This window comes from Actinoplanes sp. NPDC026619 (assembly GCF_040638295.1).
Taxonomy (GTDB): domain Bacteria; phylum Actinomycetota; class Actinomycetes; order Mycobacteriales; family Micromonosporaceae; genus Actinoplanes.
In genome coordinates this window covers 99,617-118,965 of sequence record NZ_JBEZYA010000001.1, presented here as the reverse complement: position 1 = coordinate 118,965, position 19,349 = coordinate 99,617, and the positions used below count along the sequence as shown (strand labels likewise).

The window sequence follows — 19,349 nt, the reverse complement described above, 5'->3', positions numbered from 1 at the left end:
ATGACGACGATCACGCGCAGCAGTGCCCCTGCTCAGACGCGCACACCGGGGTGGACGGTGGTGGTCGTCCAGGGCGGCTACGCGGCGCTCTATCTCGTGTGCGGCTTCGTCGCCCTCGCGCACGCCGGCTGGCAAGTGCCGGTCGTCGACGACTCGACTGCCGCGGCTCCGGCCTGGTTCCTGCCGGTCGGCGGCATCCTGATGCTCGGCCCGGTCCTGGCCGGCCTGGGCCTGTTCCTCTCGGCGATGCTCTTCCTGCTCGGCTACACGCAGGGCAACCGCCGCCTGACGGTCGCCCTGCTCACCAGCACGGCCGTGACCGCCCTCCTGCTGGGCGTGTCCCTGACGCCGGCGGCCCAGTCGGTGGCGGGCTGGCTCCTCGACTAGAGGGCACGCGCCGCGACTCTCGCGCAACCCCCACGTGTCTCCTTTGCTCTGCGTACGTATACGTGCGGATCTGCGCGTATACGTACGCAGAGCAAACTGTGGAACTGACTGGTGTTCGCCGAGGTCAGCGTGGATGATCCCGAGCCTGTCGGCGGCCGGGAGGGCAATGGGGTCGGGCCCGCCCGTAGCGGGCGCGCCAGCCTCCGAGCGGAGGACGGCCTACGCGCGGTGCGCGGGGGAGAAGGGAACCTGACCTTGACGGTGGAACGTGTTTAGAGGGTGACGTCGACGCCGCCGGACAGCAGGGAGTCGTGCAGTTTCAGGCGGACCAGCTTGACCTGCGCCGGGACGTCGAAGACGAGCTTGCCGCTGGTTCGTTCGCCGCGGGTCAGCTTCTGCAGGAACGTCTGGGTGTCGCGGTTGGCGTAGACGCCGGCCAGCTCGTCGTTGCCGTAAGCGGTGCCGGCTGCGTCGTAGGCCTTCTGGGCGTGGCCCAGGAAGTACTGCGAGCCGTCGGCGATGTTGCGAACCGACAGGCTGACGATGCAGTACTTGCCTTTGGCGGTGCGCTTCAGGTGTTCCAGGCCGACTGTGGTGCGAGAGCAGTCCACGCCGGAGACGACGAACTCGAACTTGCCGTCGCGCACCGCGTCGCCGATGCCGGGGCTGCGCGAATGGGTCGGGCTGGCCTTGACGGGAGCGGTCACCGCGGCGGCGGCCGGCTCGCGGTTGCCGAAGCGCTGGGCCGCGATGCCGGTCACGAACAGCACGGCGATCGCGACGCACGCCAGTAGGGCCGCGAGCAGCGGCTTCAACGGCGCTCTTCCCCGGTCGTCGGACATCGCCTTTCAACTGTCGGTCAGCGGGCGACCGGGGGCCACCGATTTCAGCTGATCCGACAAAACCGGGTGCCGGCGTGTAACGTGAGCTTACACGTTTAAGTGGAGGAGGCGTCGGATGGACGCGCGGGTCGAGGAACTGCTCAAGGGCATGTCGCCGGCGGAAAAGGCCGGCCAACTGACGCAGTACTTCTACTTTCGGCTGCCGGCCGGGGCGGAAGCCGAGCCGGCCCTCGGGCTCGACGTGGCGCAGCAGCCCCGGGCGGTGGAGGCGGCGCTGGCCGCCGGGGAAGCCGGGTCGCTGCTGTTCGTGACCGATCCGGCCGAGATCAACCGGCTGCAGCGGCTGGCGCTCGAGGGTGGTGACATCCCGCTGCTGTTCGGGTTCGACGTCATCCACGGGCTGCGCACGATCTTCCCGGTGCCGATCGCGATGGCCGCGTCGTGGGACCCGGCGACGATCGAGCGGGGCCAGGCCGTCGCCGCCCGTGAGGCCCGCGCGGTCGGCATCCACTGGGCGTTCGCGCCGATGGTCGACATCGCCCGCGACCCGCGGTGGGGCCGCATCGTCGAGGGGGCGGGGGAGGACCCGTTCCTGGGCGCCGCCGTCGCGGCCGCGCAGGTGCGCGGATTCCAGGGTGAGGGCGGCGTCATCGCCGGGCCCAAGCACTTCGGGGGGTACGGCGCGGCCCTCGGCGGCCGTGACTACGACGAGGCCAACCTCTCCGACTACGAGTTGCGGAACGTCTACTTCCCACCGTTCAAGGCGGCCGTCGAGGCCGGCGCCGGCAACATCATGACCGCCTACATGGACCTCAACGGCACCCCCGCCTCGGCCAGCCACTGGCTGTTCACCGAGGTGCTGCGGGACACGTGGGGCTTCGACGGCTTCGTGGTGAGCGACGCCAACGCCGTACGCAATCTGGTGACCCATGGTTTTGCTCGTGATCTGCCGGAAGCCGGCGCACGGGCCGTGACCGCCGGGGTCGGCGCTCGGCCGTGCTGCTGCGCAACGAGGGCGACCTGCTTCCGCTGAGCCCGCACAGCTCGATCGCGGTGATCGGACCGCTCGCCGATTCACCGCGCGACACCCTCGGACCCTGGGTGTTCGACTTCGACCTGGCCGAGACCGTGACGGTGCTCGACGGCATCCGCGCGGTGGCCGGCGACCGGGTCAGCTACGCCCCGGGCATCCCGGTCGGGCAGCGGGCCTTCCCGTCGATGTTCGACATGTTCGGCGGCAACGCGCCGGCCGACCCCGAGGGCTTCGACGCCGACGCCTCGTTCGCCGACGCCATCCACAAAGCAGAGACAGCCGACGTTGCGGTGGTCGTCGTCGGTGAGTGGCAGAACATGATCGGCGAGGCCGCGTCCCGGTCGTCGCTGGAACTGCCCGGCCGCCAACTCGAGCTGATCAAGGCCGTGGTGGCGACCGGCACCCCGACCGTCCTGCTCGTGATGAACGGGCGGCCGCTCGACCTGCGCTGGGCCGCCGAGCACGTGCCGGCGATCCTGGACATCTGGTACCCGGGCACCCAGGGCGGCCACGCCGTCGCCGACCTGCTCTTCGGGGTCGTCTCACCGGGCGGCAAACTGCCCTTCACCTGGCCCCGCACCGTCGGGCAGGTCCCGATGATCTATTCGCACACCATCTCGCACGAGCCGGACAACCAGGGCCGCCGTTACTGGGACGAGGAGAGCACGCCGCTGTTCCCCTTCGGACACGGGCTGAGCTACGGCCGGTTCGTCTACCGCGACCTGATCATCGCCGAGCAGGGTGGCGGCGTGACCGTGAGTGTGGAGGTCACCAACGACTCCGACCGCGAGGCCGACGAGGTCGTGCAGCTCTACCTGCACCAGCGCCACGGCACCGCGTCCCGGCCCGTACGGGAGCTGAAGGGTTTTGAACGGGTGACCGTGCCGCCGCGCGCAACCCAGAAGGTCACGTTCACTGTCGGTCCGGAGCACCGCACCTACTGGAACGCGGGCGTGCGCGACTGGGTGCTCGACGCCTCGACCTTCGACGTCTGGGTGGGCGGCAGCTCGGCGGCTTCACTCGGCGGCACGTTCGAAGTGCGTGAGTAATCAGCTAGCTGAACCGGTGGAGGTGGTGGGCGAGTTGGGCGCGCCAGGACGGCCAGTCGTGTGGCACGTCGTGGCCCCACAGGTCCAGCTCGTGGCGGATGTCCTTGGCGGCCAGGACCTCCGCCATCCGCTTCGTCCCCTCCAGGGCGCCGGTGGTGTCCTCCCACTGGCCCTGGCCGCAGACCAGCAGCAGGCTCAGCTGTTTGCGCAGCCACTCGAGGTGGTCGCCGTGCAGGTTGGCGACGTAGTCCACCGGGCTGTTGAAATAGACCGCGTCGCCGCGCTCACCCCAGGCCCGCCAGGTGCCCGGGTCGTAGTTGCCGGAGAAGCACAGCGCGAGCGGGAACAGGTCGGCCCGCCGGAACGCGAAGTTCAGCGCGTGGAACGCCCCCAGCGAGCACCCGGCGGTCACGATCTCGGTGTCGCCGCCGCTGTCCGCGCGGATGTGCGGCACCACCGCGTCGAGCACCCACCGCTCGTAATCGCCGTGCCGCCGGGCCCGTTCCTCGAGTGGCAGGCCCTGGTCGGACCAGGTGCCCGCGTCGAACGAGTCGACGCAGTAGAGCTTGACCCGGCCGGCGTCGATCAGCGGCGCCGCCTCGGTGATCATGCCGTTGTCGGCCCACTCCCACGCCCCGCCCTTCTCGGTCGGGAAGACCAGGACCGGGCGACCCCAGTGCCCGAAGGCGGTGAGGTTCGCTTCCGCGCCGTTCGGCGCCTTCAGTTGTACGGAGTAATGGCGCACCGCTCAGTCGCACCGGTCGACGTTGGCGCCGGCGGCGAGGATGCCGCGGCGGGAACGCCAGGCCATGACCGAGAGGATGGAGACGCCCGACAGGATCGAGCCGATGCTCAGGAACGAGCCGATCGAGGCGATCGACCCGTAGGAGCCGACCGACCCGATCGACAGGGCCGACCCGGTGGAGCCGATCGACAGCACCGACCCCTTCGAATAGATGCTGAGCACCGAGTCCTCGGACTTGTACGACAGGATCGACCGGCCTTTGCGCATACGCCCGAGTCTAGGGGCCTCACAGGGTCGTGGTCATGCCTCCGTCGATCGTGTAGTCGGCGCCGGTGACGTTGCCGATGCGGTCGCTGGCCAGCAGCAGGATCAGGTCGGCGACCTCGTCGGGCCGGGTGAACCGGCCGGTCACCATGGCCGCCTTCGCGCCCGCCTCGACGTCGGCGGCGGCGAGGCCGGTGGCCGCGCTCACCGTGGCGGCGACGCCCTTGTCACCGAGCCAGAGGTCGGTCGCGACCGGGCCGGGGGCGACCGAGTTGACCCGGATGCCGCGCGGGCCGAACTCTTTCGACAGTGACTTGGCCAGGCTGGCCAGGGCCGCCTTCGCCGCCGAGTAGTCGACGACCAGCGGGTCGGGCAGGTGGGAGTTGACCGAACCGGTGTTGACGATCGCGCCACCGCCGGCGGCCAGCATGACCGGCAGCACGGCCCGGGTGGTGCGGACCGCGGACATCAGGTTGAGGTTCCAGGTGGTGGCCCACATCTCGTCGGTGACCTCGAGGAAACCCTGCGGCCGGGGCGGCGCGATGCCGACGTTGTTGACCAGCACGTCGATGCGGTCGCCGGCCGCGGCCACCAGTTGGGCCGGGCCCTCCGGGTCGGACAGGTCGACCGCGACGGCGGTCACCCCGTCCAGCTTCTCCAGCTCGGGGGTGATGGTGCGGGAGCCGGCCACCACCGACGCGCCCTCGGCCACGAAGCCTTGCACGATCGCCATGCCGATGCCGCGGCCCGCGCCGGTCACCAGGACCCGTTTGCCCGCCAGTCCGAGATTCACTTGGTCGTTCCCTTCGCCGCGGACTCGATGGTCGCGGTCACGTCGGCCGGGTGCGACACCATCGGCAGGTGACCGGTTGCCGCCGAGCGTACGTGCGCGCCGATCGCGGTGGCCATCTGCTTCTGCACCGCCGCCGGGATGACCTTGTCCTTGGTGCCGACCTCGTACCAGGACGGGATGCTCTGCCAGGCGGGCGGGCCGGAGGGCTCGGTCAGCGCGCCGTAGGTGACCGGCCGCTGGGTGACGGCCAGGATGCGGCCTTTCGAAGCCGGCAGGTCGTTGGCGAACACGGCCGGGAACAGGGCCTTGTCGATGTAGAGGTCGGTCGTCGGGGTCGGCGCGCCGGCCGGCACGAACTGGAGGATGGCCGGGTCGGTGAGCGCCGAGTCGGGGCCGGGCAGCGCGATGACCGGCACGCCGGCGGCCGGGGCGAACGCGTCGACGTAGACGAGCGCCTGGACCGCGGTGTTGCCGGTGGCCGCGTTGGTGATGACCGCACCGCCGTACGAGTGGCCGACCAGCACGATCGGCCCGCTGACCGCGGCGAGGTAGTCGCGCAGGGCGGCGCTGTCTCCGCTGAGGCTGCGCAGCGGGGTGGCGAAGACGCCGACCGGGTAGCCGTCGTGCAGCAGCCGCTCGACGACACCGTCCCAGCTGGAGCTGTCCGCCCAGGCGCCGTGCACCAGGACGACGGTGGGCTTGGCGACGCCGTGCGTGGCGGCGTGCGCGGCGGTGCCTCCGGCCAGAGTCAGGGCGGCCACCGACAGGGCGGCCAGGATTCTTCTGCGCATGGGTCTCATGACACCGAACGCTAGGAGCGGGGACGATGTGATGGCTTCAGTCAGACGACTGCGCGTGGTGCGCCCGGGCCGGGTTAAGTCATCTGACCGTAGAACGGCGGCGGCCGCCGCGCGGAGGATCGGTACGACGAAACACAGAGACGGAGCACCGACATGCCGACCATCGTCTTCATCCATGGCCTCTGGCTGCACTCGACCTCATGGCAGCCGTGGCAGGAGTTCTTCGCCGAGGCCGGCTACGCCACGATCGCGCCGGAATGGCCCGGCACGCCCGGCACCGTCGCGGAGGCCCGGGCCACCCCGGAATCGGCCGCCAACCACGGCATCGACGACGTGACCAACCACCTCCTCGCCAACCTCGAGGACCTCGACGAGCCGCCGATCCTGATCGGGCACTCGTTCGGCGGCATGTTCGCCGAGAAGATCCTCGGGCTCGGGAAGGCCGCGGCGGCGGTCGCGATCGACGCCGCGCAGATCAAGGGCGTGCTGCCGCTGCCACTGTCGGCGCTGCACTCGACGCTGCCGGTCTTCAAGAACCCGGCCAACATCCACCGGGCGGTGTCGCTGACCGCCGAGGAGTTCCGCTACAGCTTCGGCAACACCCTCGCCCCCGAGGAGTCGGACGCGCTCTGGGAGCAGTGGACGATCCCGTCGCCGGGCAAGCCGCTGTTCGAGGCGGCGGCGGCCAACTTCGCGCTGCACTCGCCGGCCAAGGTCGCGACGGACAACGAGGATCGCGGCCCGCTGCTGCTGATCGCCGGCGGCAAGGACCACACCGTCCCCGAGGTGATCACCAAGGCCACCCAGAAGCAGTACCGGCACTCGAGCGCGGTCACCGACCTGATCGAGTTCCCGGACCGTGGCCACTCGCTGACCATCGACGGCGGCTGGCGCGAGGTCGCCGAGACCTCCCTGGAGTGGCTGCGCAAGCAGGGGCTGTGACGGTGGGCCGGCGGCGAACCGCCGGCCCCACGGGTCAGATCTTGCCGGTGCCCGCCCCGGCCATCACGGTGGCCTTCACGGTGCTGTTGGCCTCCGGGGTGTAGGAGTAGGGGATCGCGGCCACGCTGCCGGGGTTGCGTACCTGCTCCGTACCCGAATTGACCTTGTAGTTGTTGAGGATCTTGATGTTGCCGGGGTCGGACTCGGCGACGGTGGTGATGGTCGGCTTGGCCACGTTCTCGAAGTAGTTGCGTTCGACGTAGACGCCCGCGTTCATGGCCGAGCCGACGCCGTACGAGCCGACGTTGCTGTAGTAGTTGTTGAGCACGTGGACCGGGTTGGCGAAACGCACCCGGGGGTGGCGCTGGTTGGTGCCGTCGAACCAGTTGTGCACGTAGGTGACGCGCAGGTGCCCGAGGTCCTCGGCGCCGTTGTCGTCGGAGTGCCCGAGCAGCATCGACTTGTCGTGGTCGTGCAGGTGGTTCCAGGAGACGGTGACGAAGTCCGAGCCGCGCTTGATGTCGATCAGTCCGTCGTAACCGTTGGACAGGTCGTTGTGGTCGATCCACACGTTGGTGGTGCTGGACTGCACGTTGATCGAGTCGTCGCCGGCGTTCTTGAACACCAGGTTCCGGATGATCACGTTCTTGACGCCGGAGAGGTTGAAGCCGCCGCCGGTGACGCCGGAGCTCGCGCCGGAGCCGAGGATCGTCTTGTTGGAGGCGACCGAATACATCCCGGAGATCGTGATCATCCCGGAGATCTTGACGGTCTGCGAGGTGCTGGCGGCCAGCGCGGTCTTGAGCGCGGCCGCGGTGCTCACGGTCACGACGGTGCCGCTCGAGCCGCCGGTGGTGCCGCCGTTCATGCTGGCGAAACCGACCGGGCTGGACTCGGCGGCGGACGCGTCGAGCTGCCCGAGGGCGAACACGGTGCCGGCGGCGAGGACGGTCGCCGCGACGGCAGTGATGGTGACTGCTTTTCGTTTCATGGGGATCTCCCTGGAGGACGGGTAGGAGCACCTAGTAGTGCGACCGCCCGGCGGGAGATAACGAAAAACGTCAATTTCGTTGGCGCGCCATCCACTCCCAGTAGTGCGCGTCGTTGCGGGCCACGTAGATCCACGACCAGTGGCCGGGGAACTGGTAGCCGTTCCGGATCACGTGGTCGTAGAGCGTGATCTTGGAGCGGGGGATCAGGTCGTGGGCGTGGACCGAGTTCGCGATCGGGTCGACCGTGTCGTCGTCGCGGGAGGCGACCAGCCACGTCGGGGTCGTGATCCGGGCCAGTTCGGCGTCGGGAATCACGGCGGGTGCGACCACGCCGCAGATCGGCACCGACGCGGCGAACAGGTCGCGGTAGACCGTGGTCATCTCCAGGCTCATGTAGCCGCCGTTGCTGCACCCCACGACGTAGATGCGCTGCCGGTCGACGTCGTGCCGGCGGCTGACGTCGCGGATGATCTCGCGGATCAGCGGGGCGAAGCGCGGGCCGTCCTCCAGCCAGTACGAGGTGCTCTGCGGGGCGACGACGTGGGCGCCGCCGAAGATCCGCTGGGCCTCGCGGGTGGCGAACCCGAGGGCGCCGCGGTTGGCCCGCAGCGTGGTCTCGTTGTCGTAGTAGTTGTCCGGCAGGGACGCGCCCTCGCCGCCGCCGTGCAGCCAGACGATCAGCGGCTTCCTGGCGGCATGCGCAGGGGAGTAGAGCCGGTACTTCATGCCCGAACCCGAGGTGTGGTAGCCGAACGCGTCCACCTCCGGGTTGACCAGCCGGCCCTGCGCGAAGCGGGAGATCGTGACCGGGCCACCGTGCCGCCGGGCGAGCGGCGTGTTCTGCGTGATCGTGTAGACGAGGTCGAGCCGCACGTTGCGGCCCTTGCTCGCGATGTAGCCGAGGGTTCCGCCGCCGGCCTGGCCCTCGGCGTAACTGAGCTCGAGGACGATGTTGCCGTGGTGGTCGAGCCGGGCGGCGGTCACCGGGCGGTCGAGGTCGTACTCGCTGAAGATCTGGTCGCCCGGGGCGATCGGGATCGGGCTGGTGGCTTTGGCGTGCACGCGGAAGGTGCCGGTGGTCAGGCTCGCCGGGTCGATCGGCCCGAGCCGGCCCAGGTCGAGCGTGACCGCCGTGACCTGTTCACCGCCGTCGAGAGTCACGGCGTTGAGGACGAAATGCACGGCGGCGGACGAGCGGCCGGCGGCGGGCGTGGCGCCGGCTGCCTGGGCGGCGGCCGGCAACGTCAAGCCGGCGGCGGCAGGCAAGAGCAAGCCGGCGCCGCCGGCCAGGACGGAACGACGGCTGAGAGGCGAGGTCATAGGGGAGTCCTATCGGTAGGAGAGACCGAAACCGCGGGGGAAGAGCGGGTGGGCGGAGTCGTCCGGGACGTCGGCCTGCTGGGCCGCCACCGCCGCCATCGACGACGGCAGCTCGAACGGCAGCCGGCCACCCGGCCGGCGCTCGCCGAGGATCGTCTCCAGCAGCACCTCGTCGGAGACGCCATAATTGGCCAGCACCGCTGTCGCACGGTCGGCCACATTGGTGAGAATGAGCGGGCGGTCGAGCTTGGGCACGGCCACGGTCGGCACGCCGGCGTCGATCGCGGCCTGCATCGCGCGGTAGTCGGCCTCCGCGCCGGTGAAGTTGAGATCGGTCAGATCGGTGCCGCCACGCGGGTCCGTCAGCCGGACGATCGCCAGGTCAGCATCCTCCGGGCGGGCGACCGAAGTGAATCCGGATTCGGCCAGCGCGGTTGCCGATATCCCGTAGGCGTAGACCTTTGTGCGGCGTACCGGGAGCAATTTGCCCTTGTTGGTCAGCAGCGTGAGCGAAGCCGCCTGGGCCTGGTCGCCGAGAGCCTTGAAGTGTGCATTGCCCGAGAGAGAATGCGGGTCGGCGTAAGGGTTCTCGAACAGGCCGAGCTCGAACTTCTGTTCGAGGATCCGCCGGGCCGCCTGGTCGACGCGGCCGCGCGACAGCAACCCGCTGCCGACCGCCTGAATCACGTAGGACGGCTCGTCGGATCCGCCGATCTGATCGACCCCGGCGTTGATCGACAGGGCGAATCGCTGCAGCACGGTGCGGTCCTCGACACCCCACGGCATGCCTACGCCCCACGGGCCGATGAATGACGCGGGCGGCCGGTTGTCGCGGCACGCCTGCGGGCAGTCGCCGGTGATGCCCCAGTCGGAGACGATCACGCCGTCGAACCCGTATCGACCCCGGAGAAGATCTTTCAGCAGGTACGGGCTGAAACCCGCGCCGGTCTGCGTGATGCCCTGAAGTATCGAGTACGTCGGCATGACGCCGGCCGTGTCCGCGGCGAAGGCGCCGGTGAACGGGATGATGTGCGTGCGGAACCGGTCGCCGGGGAAGATCGCGAACCGGCCGTAGTAGTAGTGGCTGTCGTAGCCGTTGGCCTGGGCGCCGTAGCCGACCCAGTGCTTGGTCACGGCGGCAACGCTTCCCGCGCCGCCTTGCAGGCCCTCGACGTACGCCTCCACCTGCTTTTTCACCGCGATAGGGTCGGCGCCGAAGGTGCCGTTGATTCTCGTCCAGCGCGGTTCGGTGGCCAGATCGGCCTGCGGTGACAGGCCCTCGGTGATGCCGACCGCGCGGTACTCCTGCCGGACGATGTCGGCCAGCCGGCGGGTCAGCCGCGGGTCCCCGGCCGCGCCGAAGCCGATCGCGTCGGGCATGGCGGTGGTGCCGACCCGCGGCACGGTCTGCCCGGCGGTGACCGAGAAACCGTTGCGCGGATCGGTGGAGACGACCACCGGAATGCCGAGCGGTTGTCGCTCGGCCAGTTCCTGCACGGAATTGTTCGCGGTGGCGAGCAGGTCGGGGGCGGCGGCGAGCCGGGTGATGAACGTGGTGATGCTGCGGTCGGCGACCAGCTGGCCGACACCGGCCGGGTCGTAACCGGTGCCGGCCACCGGCAGCGTGCCGTGCACCATGAGGCCGGCCTTCTGCGCGAGGGTCATCCGGGGGAGCAGGTCGGCGGCGCGCTTCGCGGCGGGCAGACGCCAGTCCTCGTACGGGGTGAGCCGGCCGTTGCGGTCGAGGTCGCGGAACTTCAGTTTGCCGATTTTGAGGATGGGCGCGCTGCGTGAGCCGAGAACCGGCTGGCGCACGTCGTGCGGGTGGTGGAGCGCGGCACCGGCGGTCATGACGACGGCGATGAGAAGTCGGCCGTTCATGAGCGTGAAGTTACGCCGCTGTTACAACTGTGTACATAGCTGCTCGTCGATCTTCCGGGGGCGTGGGGGAGCGGGGCGGCGCTGGCCGAGGAGGATTCCGGCGAGCACCAGGACGAGGCCGCCGGCCTGCCGGGCGGAGAGCGCCTCCCCGGCGACCAGGGTGCCGAGCAGGACGCCGGTGACCGGGTTGAGCAGCCCGACCAGGCCGACCGTCCCGGCGCTGAGGTGGCGAAGCCCGGTGAACCAGGCCGCGAAGGCGAGGGCGGTCGCGATCACCGTGACGTAACCGAACGCCGCCAGGGCCGGAGCGCCGAGCGCGGGCGGCGCTCCCTCCACCGCGACCGCGGCGACGGCCAGGATCAGGCCGCCCGCGATGAGCTGCCACGAGGTCAGCGAGAACACGTCGACGTCGGCGCTCCACTTCTTGGCGAGCACGTAACCCAGCGACGACATCACCATGGCGGTGACCGAGGCGAGCACACCGCGCATGTCGACCGCGACCGGGCCGCTCAACAGCATCAGGCAGACGCCGGCGACGCCGATGCCGGCGCCGGCCAGGTGCAGCGGCTGCGGTCGCTCGGCCAGCGCGAGCCAGGCGAACAGCATGAGCACGACCGAGGAGCTCGCCATGATCGTCGAGGCGATGCTGGTCGGGAGCAGCTGCGCGGCCAGGTAGATCAGGGCGAAGAACGCGCCCATGTTGAGGAAGCCGAGCACCAGCGACTTCCACCACCACGAGCCGGTCGGCAGCCGGCGGTGGACGAGCAGGAGCAGCAGGCCGGCCGGCAGGGCCCGGATCGCCGCGCCCCACAGCGGGAAGTCGGCCGGCAGGTAGTGGTGGGTGACGTAGTAGGTCGTGCCCCAGGAGACCGGGGCGAGCGCGGTGATCAGCGTCCACCGGTATTTAGCTTCCATGGAAGCTACTGTAGCTTCCCGGGAAGGTATCTTGGAAGCATGAGTTCTGACCACGTGGCCCGGATCCAGGCGGAATGGGCGCGGGAGCGGCCCGACCTCGACGTCACGCCCCAGGGGGTGATCGGCCGCCTGCATCGCCTGGCCGGGCATCTCACCGAGCAGCTGCTCGTCGTCTACCGGCGCTACGGGCTCGGCGAGGGCGAGTTCGACGTGCTGGCCGCGCTGCGGCGGGCCGGCGAGCCGTTCGAGCGCGCGCCCGGCGAGCTGGCCGCGTTCACCATGGTCACCACCGGGGCGATGACCAAGCGGATCGACCGGCTCGAACGCGACGGCCTGGTGACCCGGCGGCCCAGCACGACCGACGGCCGGGGCCGGGTGGTGGCGCTCACCCCGGCCGGCCGGGAGCTGATCGACCGGGCGTTCACCGACCACATGCGCAACGAGCGCGCGCTGCTCGACGCGCTCCCGCCGGCCGACGCGGCCCGCCTCGAGGCGATCCTGACGACCTGGCTGGCCGGATTCGAAAGCCCCCGGTGAGAGGGGCCCGGTGAGAGGCCCCGATGATCTGCAACCACGCCGCAACGGTGCGGAAGCTCACACCGGATGCGGGATCGCCGAAGCCTTCGACATGATGGCGAAGCTGGTCGGGGCGCTCCTGGCGGTCTTTGTCGTGTTCTGGTTCGGCGGCTGGGGCGACGAGCACACCCGGCGACTGATCACCGACGCGACCCATATCCCGATCATGGTGGTCGCCACCCTCTACGGCCTGCGGCTCGCGCGCAGCCAGGCGGGACGCAGCCGCCGCGCCTGGATGTTCATGACCGCGGCGTACGCCTGCCAGGTCGTCGCCGAGATCTCCTGGTTCTTCGAGGAGATCGTCCTCGGCACCCCGCCGTTCCCGGCCTTCGCCGACTACTGGTTCCTGGCGTTCACGCCGTTCATGTTCGCCGGGCTGCTGCTCCTGCCGGGCGCCCGGCGCACCCGGTTCGAGCGGCACAAGCTGATCCTCGACTCGCTCATCGTCGGCGCCGGCACGTTCATGGTGCTCTGGTACCTGGTGATCGGCCCGATCATGCCGGCCGGCGGCCAGGTCACGTACCCGATGGTGTTCTCCGCGATGCTCCCGATCGGCGACCTGCTGCTGGTGCTGGCCCTGGCCGCGGTGCTGCTGCGCCGTCCGCCCGGCTCGCGGTCGCCGCTGCTCCTGGTGGCCGGCGTCGCGATGTACGTGGTCGGCGACCTCGGCTACGCCTACCTCTGCCTGCACGCCCAGTTCACCGGCGGCACCTGGCCGGACCTGTTCTGGATGACCGGAAACTCCCTGTTCGTCATGGCCACCCACCGCGCCTGGCAGGAGCGCGACCTGCCCCGCCGCGAACGACCCAGCAAAACCCGGACAAATTTGCTTCCGTACGCCGCCGGCGTGCTCGCCTACGCCCTGCTCGCCTTCCTCGCGCACGACGTCCCGCTGTTCCCGCTGGGCGGCGTGATCATCGGGGCGATCGTGCTCACCTTCCTGATGATCGCCCGGCAGATGTACGCGCTGCGCGAGAACCGGATGCTCGCCGTCACCGACCCGCTGACCGGGCTGGCCAACCGCGCGCTGATCAACGAGCGCCTGGCCGAACTGGTCACCCAGCCGTCGCGCGAGGGTCGGCTGGGCGCGGTCCTGCTGATCGACCTGGACCGGTTCAAGCCGATCAACGACGCGTACGGCCACGAGGCCGGCGACGCCGTGCTGACCGCGGTCGCCACCGCGCTGCGGGCGGCCGTCCGCTCCGGCGACACCGCGGGCCGGCTCGGCGGCGACGAGTTCGCCGTCGTGCTGCCGAACCTGCCCGACCGGGACACCGCCGAGCGGATCGCCCAGCGGGTGGTCGAGGCCCTGCGCACCCCGGTGATCTTCGGCGACCTCGTGCTGGGCGTGGAGGCCAGCATCGGGGTGGCGTTCCACGACGGCAGCGACGCCGACGCGCTCCTCGCCCACGCCGACACCGCGATGTACGCGGCCAAACGGTCCGGCCGGGGCCGCTACCACGTGTTCACCGCGGAGCTGGACACCCGTGCCCGGGACGCCGAGCTGCGCCGGGCGGTCGAGCATGGCGAGCTGGTCGTGCACTTCCAGCCGATCGCCGACTTCGCCCAGGACCGGGTGGTCTCGGTCGAGGCGCTGGTGCGCTGGAACCACCCGGAGCACGGTCTCCTCATGCCGGACACCTTCATCGGGCTGGCCGAGGAGACCGGCGCGATCGTCGGGGTCGGCGAGTGGGTGCTGCGCGAGGCCTGCCGGCAGGCGGCGGACTGGCCCGCGGAGGTCTCGCTCAGCGTCAACCTGTCGCCGCAGCAGGCCGCCCAGAGCGGACTGGTCGAGATCGTCCGCGGCATCCTGAACGAGACCGGCTTCCCGGCCGGCCGCCTGGTGCTGGAGCTGACCGAGGGTGTCGTGCTGCAACCCGACGAGGCGACCGTCGAGCGGCTCGAGGCGCTGCGCGAGATGGGCATCCGGATTGCCGTCGACGACTTCGGCACCGGCTACGCGGCGCTGAGCTACCTGCGCCGGCTGCCGGTGAGCATCCTGAAGATCGACAAATCGTTCGTCACCGGGATCGACACCGATCCGCAGGCGTACGCGGTGGCCGAGGCCGTGGTGCGGCTGGGCCACGCCTTCGAGATGCGGGTGATCGCCGAGGGCATCGAGACGGTCGCGCAGTCTCGGCGGCTGCTCGAGATGGGCTGCCGCTACGGCCAGGGCTTCCTCTTCCACCACCCGGAGCCGGGCGACGTGATCGCCGCCCTGCTGCGCGACGCGGACACGCCGCTGCGCTGGGCCGAGACCGCCCGCCGCCGCTCAGTATCGGCCGTGTCGTAGCACGACCGGCAGGGTAGCCGCCGCAGGTTGCCGTCCGTCCACTGTGACCGGAGTCCGGGGTTGTCGATCTGGTGACAGTGGCCGGCCGCCGCGTGGTCTAGAAACAAGGCATGTCGTTCAGCTTCTTCGTCCTCATCATCGCGCCGCCGGTGGCCGGGGTGCTGCTGGGCTATCTGAGCGGCGGGCGGCTGTCCGGGTTCCGCACGGTGCGGGTGCGCGCGCTCTGGCTGGTCTGGCTCGCGGCCGCGGTGCAGTTCGCGCAGTACTACGTGCCTGGCGTGCGGCACCTCGTCGAGGACCGGGCCGGCCTCCCGATGCTCGCGCCGGTCTTCGCGATCGTCTTCGCCTGGCTGGCCGTCAACCTGCGCAACTGGCCGGGTGCGATCCGCGTGGCCGGCGTCGCGATCGTGCTCGGCGCGGCCATGAACGCCCTGGTCATCGGTTTGAACGGCCGCATGCCGTACGACCCGGCGGCGGCCGTGGCGGTCGGCAGCGCGCCCGACGCCGAGGGCCCGAAGAACGCTCCGGCCGGCGACCGCACCCGGCTGGCGTCGCTCGGCGATGTCATTGAAGTGCCGGTGCTCCGCAAAGTGGCGAGCCCCGGCGACGTCCTGATCAGCGGCGGCACGGTCGCGCTGGTCGTCCTGGCGATGCGCAGAGCACGCCGCGACGACGAGAAGCCGGCCCCCGCCGTCGTCCCGATAACCGCCTGAATGGGAGAGAGCTCCATGACCGCTCAACTCACCTGGCAGCGCCTCGTGCTGGCCGCCGCCACCCTGGCCACCCTGGCCCTGCTGCTCTACACCGTCGGCGCCCCGAGCCAGATGTCATGACCCACGCGATCTCCTGGCGAACCGTCGTCCTGGCCGCCTTCACCGTCGCCACCCTGGCCCTCCTCCTCTACACCGTCGGCGCCCCGAGCGAGATGAGCTGACCGCAGAGGTCCGCCGGATCTGCATTCGGCGGACCCCCGGCCGTTCGGCGGGAAGAATCCGTAGGCGTGCGCCCCCTGACCGTGGCGGCCGTTGTCTTCGCTGTTGCCACCGGCATCAGCGCTGTCGGTGCCGGGCTCGATGTGGCGCAAGTGCAGCACGGTGCCGAGGTGGCGGCGATGCTGGCGCTGGCCGTCTGCGTCGCTCTGGCCGGGGCGGTGGTGCCGCGGCCGTTGCGCCGGGCGCTGCTGATCTTCTGTCTGCTGCTGGCGGCCTCGGCCCTGGTCGACGTGATCGCCCATCAGCTGCACCGTCCCGCTCTGCCGGCCAGCGGCTCGAACGGCTGCCGTGTCGACTCCGGCTACTGGCGCAGCCGGCTGCGTTACGGGCAACTGGCCGAGATTCTGCGCTTCGTCGCCCTGGCGTGCGCGTTCCAGGCGATCCGCATGCTGCCCCGGTCGCCGCGACGGCGCCTCTGGCTGATCGTCACCGCGCTGCTGCTGACTCCGCCGGCGCTGATCGGTCTCTCCCCGTTCTCCTCGGGGTACCAGGCATCCGAGATTCCGGGCCTGCTGCGCGCGGCCGCGCCCGGCGTGCTGACGCTGGCGGCGGCGCTCGCCCTTGCCGCCCTGACCGTGACCCGGATCAGCGGCCGCCGCACGGAGAACGCGCAGCTCATCACCGGCGTCGTCCTGATGCTGCTCCCCGCGGTGGGCGCGGTGGAGACGCTGGCCGGCTCCTATCGTCAGGTCCTGTTCGCCGAACCGGGGGGCCTACTCACCTATTGCCTGGACTCCGTCGTTGTCATCCCGGGGCCCGCGGTTCCGGCCGTCGTCCTCGGGATCGCGGTAGCCGCGCTGTTCGGGACCGCCCCCGCCCTGATCGCGTTGTCGGCGCTCCGAGACCGCGAATAGAGGAATGCGATGGCACCGTCCGGATATTGCTTTTCCGCCAATCGTCCAGTGCATGATCAGCCGTCCGGATGACCTATGTCGGAATTGTTGAAAGATGCCTTCGACCGGCGAAAACGCCCAGCGAAAAGGACTTTGGTCCTCAGTTCGTGTCGTCAAGATCACAGACGATTAAGTAAGTGCACAGGTTCCTATTATCTTCCTCTGAGATTCGCGCCAGGGCGCTTGCCCGTCGCTTTTGCATGGGGGAGAAGCAGCATGTCGCCATTCCATCGAGAACCATTACTTGGATCGCGCGAATCGTGAGCACCACCTTTGCGACCCACCCCGAGGGCAGTGACAGCCCGACCCAGGTGATCACGCTCGACCGGGTCGTCCCGGCCGAGACGTCGCCGCCGGCCCGCCGTGACCCGGTGTGGCGGATTCTGCCGTGGGTCGTGCCGGCCCTGGTGGCCGTCGTGGTCCTGCACCGGTCGGGAACGCCCGATCGGCAGACCGCGCTGTACGCCGCCTACTTCGCCGCCGCCGTCATGCTGCCGGGCACGCTGGTGATGCGCGGGCTCTTCGGCAGCCGGGGTAACTGGCCCGAGGACCTGGGCCTGGGCGCGGCCGCGGGCATGGTGGTGCAACTGACGGGCTGGGCGCTGGCCGCCGCGACCGGGCTCCAGTCCCTGCTGCCGGTCTGGCCGGTCCTGGTGGTGCTGCCGTTCCTGCTGGTCGGCAAGCTGCGCCGGCATTGGCGGATCGCCTCGCCGCAACCGCTGCCGGTGGCGTGGTCGTGGGGCGTCGCCGCCGCGCTCGTGCTGGCCGGGCTGCGGGCGGTGAGCATCTTCCAATCCGTTCCGCTGCCCCCGGTGACCTTCACGTACTACCAGGACATCCTGTATCACCTCGGCCTGGTCCACGAGATGATGCGCTCGATGCCGTTCCAGGCGCCGCAGGTGGCCGGGGACACGCTGCGCTACCACTACCTGTCCGACGCGGACATGGCCGCCGCCAGCATGATCACCCACATTTCGCCGGAGACGGTCTACTTCCGGCTGTGGCTGCTGCCGGTGGTCGCCACCGCGATCGTGGTCTTCGCGGCGCTGGCCCGCACGGTGAGCCGGCGCTGGTGGGCCGGCCCGGTGGCCGCGCTGGCCGCCTTCGCCGGCGAGGCGCTGTCGCTCGGCGGCCCGATCGCCCCGTTCGGCGCGAGCGCGCCGGTCTCGCTGCTCAGCCCCTCGCAGACCTACGTGGTGCCGCTGCTCGGCCTGTTCGCGCTGGTCGCCATCGAGGCGTTGCGGGGCAGACGGCTGGGCTGGGCCTGGGCGGTGCTCCCGCTGCTGGCGGTGGCCTGCGCCGGATCGAAGTCCAGCGCGCTGCCGCCGCTGCTCGCCGGCGTCGCGCTGGCCGGGCTGGCCCTGCTCGTGACGCGCCGCCGGATGCCGTGGACCGCGGCCGGGCTGCTCGCCACGATCGGCTTCGGCATGGTCGTCGGCCTGCGCCTGTTCGCCGGCGGCGGCGCCGGAACGCTGGAGGTGCAGCCGCTGGGCCTGCTGCGCATCATGGCGCCCTACCAGCTGACGCTCGGCGGCGAGGACGGGATGACCCGGGGCGGGCTGCTGCCGCCGGGCGTCGCCGAGGCCGGCCCGGCCGGGCGCTGGTTCGTGGCCGGGATCGTGCTGTGGTGGGTGCTGATGGAGGCGCCCCGGCTGCTCGGCGTCGTCCTGCCCGCGCGCCGGACCGGCCCCCGGCCGGAGCGCGATGCCGGGTTCTGGGTGCTGGCCGGGATGGTCGTGGCCGGCGTGGGCGCGACGTGGGTCTTCTGGCACCCGTCGGCCAGCCAGGGCTACTTCTTCGCCGGAATCATCCCGATCGGCGCGGTGCTGACCGTCTGCGCGCTGGCCGAACGCACGGCGAGCCGCCGCGCGGTGATCGCCGCCGGGGTGGCCGGCGCCGTATGGGTGTTCGTCGGGCCGGCAACCGACCGGCCCATCGTGAACACACTCTCCGGCTGGGCCTGGGCGCTGGCTCGTCCGCTGCTGATAACCGCGGCGGTCACGGCCGTGGCCTGCGTCATCGTCATCGCTATAGGGAAAGGCCGGGCCACTCGGGCGCTGCCCGCGATGCTGATCGCGGCGATCGTCGGCGCCACCATCGCGACCGGGGCCGGCACCACGGCCGAGTCGCTGACCCGGCCGCAGCCGCCGGTGAACACCCGGGTGGCGATCAGCAAGGCCGAGATGCGCGCCGCGTTCTGGCTGGACACGCACGCCGGGCGGGACGATCTGGTCGCCACGAACGTGCACTGCATGCCGATCGACGCCAAGAAGGTCTGCGATGCCCGGGGGTTCTGGGTGACCGGGTTCGGCGGGCGTCGCGCCCTCATCGAGAGCTGGGGATATTCGGACGCCTCGGTCGCCGCCAACGGCGTGAACGGGCTGCGTTACACCCAGCAGCCCGCCCCCGACCGCGCGGTCTTCGACCTCAACCAGCGGGCGTTCGCGACCGGCGACGTGACGGACGTCGAGCGGCTCCGCGACGAGTACGGCGTGCGATGGCTCTTCGCCGACACCCGGGCCGGCCCGGTGGCGGACGCACTGACGGAGTCCGCCGACCTCCGGCTCGTCAGCGGCACCGCCCGGATCTACGAGATCCGCCCGGCCGCCTGACCGCCGTACCCCTAAGTCAC

Annotated in this window: 17 protein-coding genes and 1 pseudogene; 9 read left to right on the top strand and 9 right to left on the bottom strand. The window is 70.7% G+C overall.

What is annotated here, in order from left to right; all coding sequences use genetic code 11:
• A complete protein-coding gene (locus AB0E90_RS00625) occupies positions 1-387 on the top strand; it encodes a hypothetical protein (protein WP_360397445.1) in 387 nt (128 codons plus the stop codon).
• Positions 388-659: 272 nt separating this feature from the next.
• Here AB0E90_RS00625 and AB0E90_RS00620 read toward each other — a convergent pair whose 3' ends face one another.
• On the bottom strand, positions 660-1,202 hold the full coding sequence (locus AB0E90_RS00620; protein ID WP_360397443.1) for a DUF4352 domain-containing protein: 543 nt from the start codon (positions 1,200-1,202) through the stop codon (positions 660-662).
• Between the two features lie 142 nt (positions 1,203-1,344).
• On the opposite strand from AB0E90_RS00620, the gene AB0E90_RS00615 reads away from it, so the two are divergent.
• Positions 1,345-2,262, top strand: a complete 918-nt coding sequence (locus tag AB0E90_RS00615; protein ID WP_360397441.1) for a glycoside hydrolase family 3 N-terminal domain-containing protein — start codon at positions 1,345-1,347, stop codon at positions 2,260-2,262.
• Positions 2,226-3,311 (top strand): glycoside hydrolase family 3 C-terminal domain-containing protein, encoded by a 1,086-nt coding sequence (locus AB0E90_RS00610; protein WP_360397439.1) that lies wholly within the window; start codon positions 2,226-2,228, stop codon positions 3,309-3,311. Before AB0E90_RS00615 ends, AB0E90_RS00610 begins: the two co-directional genes overlap by 37 nt.
• 4 nt (positions 3,312-3,315) lie before the next feature.
• On the opposite strand, the gene AB0E90_RS00605 is transcribed toward AB0E90_RS00610, so the two are convergent.
• From AB0E90_RS00605 to AB0E90_RS00590, 4 genes and pseudogenes are all read right to left on the bottom strand, one after another.
• Positions 3,316-4,056 carry an alpha/beta hydrolase-fold protein gene (locus tag AB0E90_RS00605; protein ID WP_360397436.1) on the bottom strand — a complete coding sequence of 247 codons (741 nt, stop codon included), beginning with the start codon at positions 4,054-4,056 and terminating at the stop codon, positions 3,316-3,318.
• 87 nt (positions 4,057-4,143) lie between these two features.
• A pseudogene (locus tag AB0E90_RS00600) lies at positions 4,144-4,323 on the bottom strand (hypothetical protein); the annotation flags it as partial.
• A gap of 19 nt (positions 4,324-4,342) precedes the next feature.
• Positions 4,343-5,113: an SDR family oxidoreductase gene (locus AB0E90_RS00595; protein ID WP_360397434.1), complete on the bottom strand. Its 771-nt coding sequence runs from the start codon at positions 5,111-5,113 to the stop codon at positions 4,343-4,345.
• On the bottom strand, positions 5,110-5,904 hold the full coding sequence (locus tag AB0E90_RS00590) for an alpha/beta hydrolase (RefSeq protein WP_360397432.1): 795 nt from the start codon (positions 5,902-5,904) through the stop codon (positions 5,110-5,112). Before AB0E90_RS00590 ends, AB0E90_RS00595 begins: the two co-directional genes overlap by 4 nt.
• A gap of 162 nt (positions 5,905-6,066) precedes the next feature.
• Here AB0E90_RS00590 and AB0E90_RS00585 point away from each other — a divergent pair, with 162 nt between their 5' ends.
• Positions 6,067-6,855 carry an alpha/beta fold hydrolase gene (locus AB0E90_RS00585; RefSeq protein ID WP_360397430.1) on the top strand — a complete coding sequence of 263 codons (789 nt, stop codon included), beginning with the start codon at positions 6,067-6,069 and terminating at the stop codon, positions 6,853-6,855.
• Positions 6,856-6,889: 34 nt separating this feature from the next.
• Here AB0E90_RS00585 and AB0E90_RS00580 read toward each other — a convergent pair whose 3' ends face one another.
• The 4 genes from AB0E90_RS00580 to AB0E90_RS00565 form a co-directional block, all read right to left on the bottom strand.
• A complete protein-coding gene (locus AB0E90_RS00580; RefSeq protein WP_360397428.1) occupies positions 6,890-7,846 on the bottom strand; it encodes a pectate lyase in 957 nt (318 codons plus the stop codon).
• Positions 7,847-7,916: 70 nt separating this feature from the next.
• A complete protein-coding gene (locus tag AB0E90_RS00575; protein WP_360397426.1) occupies positions 7,917-9,167 on the bottom strand; it encodes a PHB depolymerase family esterase in 1,251 nt (416 codons plus the stop codon).
• Positions 9,168-9,176: 9 nt separating this feature from the next.
• Positions 9,177-11,048 (bottom strand): glycoside hydrolase family 3 N-terminal domain-containing protein, encoded by a 1,872-nt coding sequence (locus AB0E90_RS00570; RefSeq protein WP_360397424.1) that lies wholly within the window; start codon positions 11,046-11,048, stop codon positions 9,177-9,179.
• 21 nt (positions 11,049-11,069) lie between these two features.
• Positions 11,070-11,963 (bottom strand): DMT family transporter, encoded by an 894-nt coding sequence (locus tag AB0E90_RS00565; protein WP_360397422.1) that lies wholly within the window; start codon positions 11,961-11,963, stop codon positions 11,070-11,072.
• Positions 11,964-12,002: 39 nt separating this feature from the next.
• Between AB0E90_RS00565 and AB0E90_RS00560 the strand changes: the two genes are divergently transcribed.
• The 5 genes from AB0E90_RS00560 (at position 12,003) to AB0E90_RS00540 (ending at position 19,329) form a co-directional block, all read left to right on the top strand.
• A complete protein-coding gene (locus AB0E90_RS00560) occupies positions 12,003-12,500 on the top strand; it encodes a MarR family transcriptional regulator (RefSeq protein WP_360397420.1) in 498 nt (165 codons plus the stop codon).
• A gap of 10 nt (positions 12,501-12,510) precedes the next feature.
• Positions 12,511-14,832 carry an EAL domain-containing protein gene (locus AB0E90_RS00555; RefSeq protein WP_360397418.1) on the top strand — a complete coding sequence of 774 codons (2,322 nt, stop codon included), beginning with the start codon at positions 12,511-12,513 and terminating at the stop codon, positions 14,830-14,832.
• Positions 14,833-14,942: 110 nt separating this feature from the next.
• The gene (locus AB0E90_RS00550; RefSeq protein WP_360397416.1) at positions 14,943-15,545 is read left to right on the top strand and encodes a DUF5317 family protein; all 603 of its coding nucleotides are present in this window, start codon (positions 14,943-14,945) and stop codon (positions 15,543-15,545) included.
• Positions 15,546-15,832: 287 nt separating this feature from the next.
• Positions 15,833-16,678 carry a hypothetical protein gene (locus AB0E90_RS00545; protein ID WP_360397414.1) on the top strand — a complete coding sequence of 282 codons (846 nt, stop codon included), beginning with the start codon at positions 15,833-15,835 and terminating at the stop codon, positions 16,676-16,678.
• Between the two features lie 299 nt (positions 16,679-16,977).
• Positions 16,978-19,329: a hypothetical protein gene (locus tag AB0E90_RS00540; RefSeq protein ID WP_360397412.1), complete on the top strand. Its 2,352-nt coding sequence runs from the start codon at positions 16,978-16,980 to the stop codon at positions 19,327-19,329.
• Positions 19,330-19,349: the final 20 nt, after the last annotated feature.

What these genes read in the sequence shown, in the direction of transcription:
- AB0E90_RS00590 (WP_360397432.1), bottom strand. Translation starts at nt 5,904, where the DNA reads ATGCGCAGAAGAATCCTGGCCGCCCTGTCGGTGGCCGCCCTGACTCTG.
- AB0E90_RS00580 (WP_360397428.1), bottom strand. Translation starts at nt 7,846, where the DNA reads ATGAAACGAAAAGCAGTCACCATCACTGCCGTCGCGGCGACCGTCCTC.
- AB0E90_RS00565 (WP_360397422.1), bottom strand. Translation starts at nt 11,963, where the DNA reads ATGGAAGCTAAATACCGGTGGACGCTGATCACCGCGCTCGCCCCGGTC.
- AB0E90_RS00560 (WP_360397420.1), top strand. Translation starts at nt 12,003, where the DNA reads ATGAGTTCTGACCACGTGGCCCGGATCCAGGCGGAATGGGCGCGGGAG.
- AB0E90_RS00585 (WP_360397430.1), top strand. Translation starts at nt 6,067, where the DNA reads ATGCCGACCATCGTCTTCATCCATGGCCTCTGGCTGCACTCGACCTCA.
- AB0E90_RS00550 (WP_360397416.1), top strand. Translation starts at nt 14,943, where the DNA reads ATGTCGTTCAGCTTCTTCGTCCTCATCATCGCGCCGCCGGTGGCCGGG.
- AB0E90_RS00575 (WP_360397426.1), bottom strand. Translation starts at nt 9,167, where the DNA reads ATGACCTCGCCTCTCAGCCGTCGTTCCGTCCTGGCCGGCGGCGCCGGC.
- AB0E90_RS00625 (WP_360397445.1), top strand. Translation starts at nt 1, where the DNA reads ATGACGACGATCACGCGCAGCAGTGCCCCTGCTCAGACGCGCACACCG.
- AB0E90_RS00615 (WP_360397441.1), top strand. Translation starts at nt 1,345, where the DNA reads ATGGACGCGCGGGTCGAGGAACTGCTCAAGGGCATGTCGCCGGCGGAA.
- AB0E90_RS00570 (WP_360397424.1), bottom strand. Translation starts at nt 11,048, where the DNA reads ATGAACGGCCGACTTCTCATCGCCGTCGTCATGACCGCCGGTGCCGCG.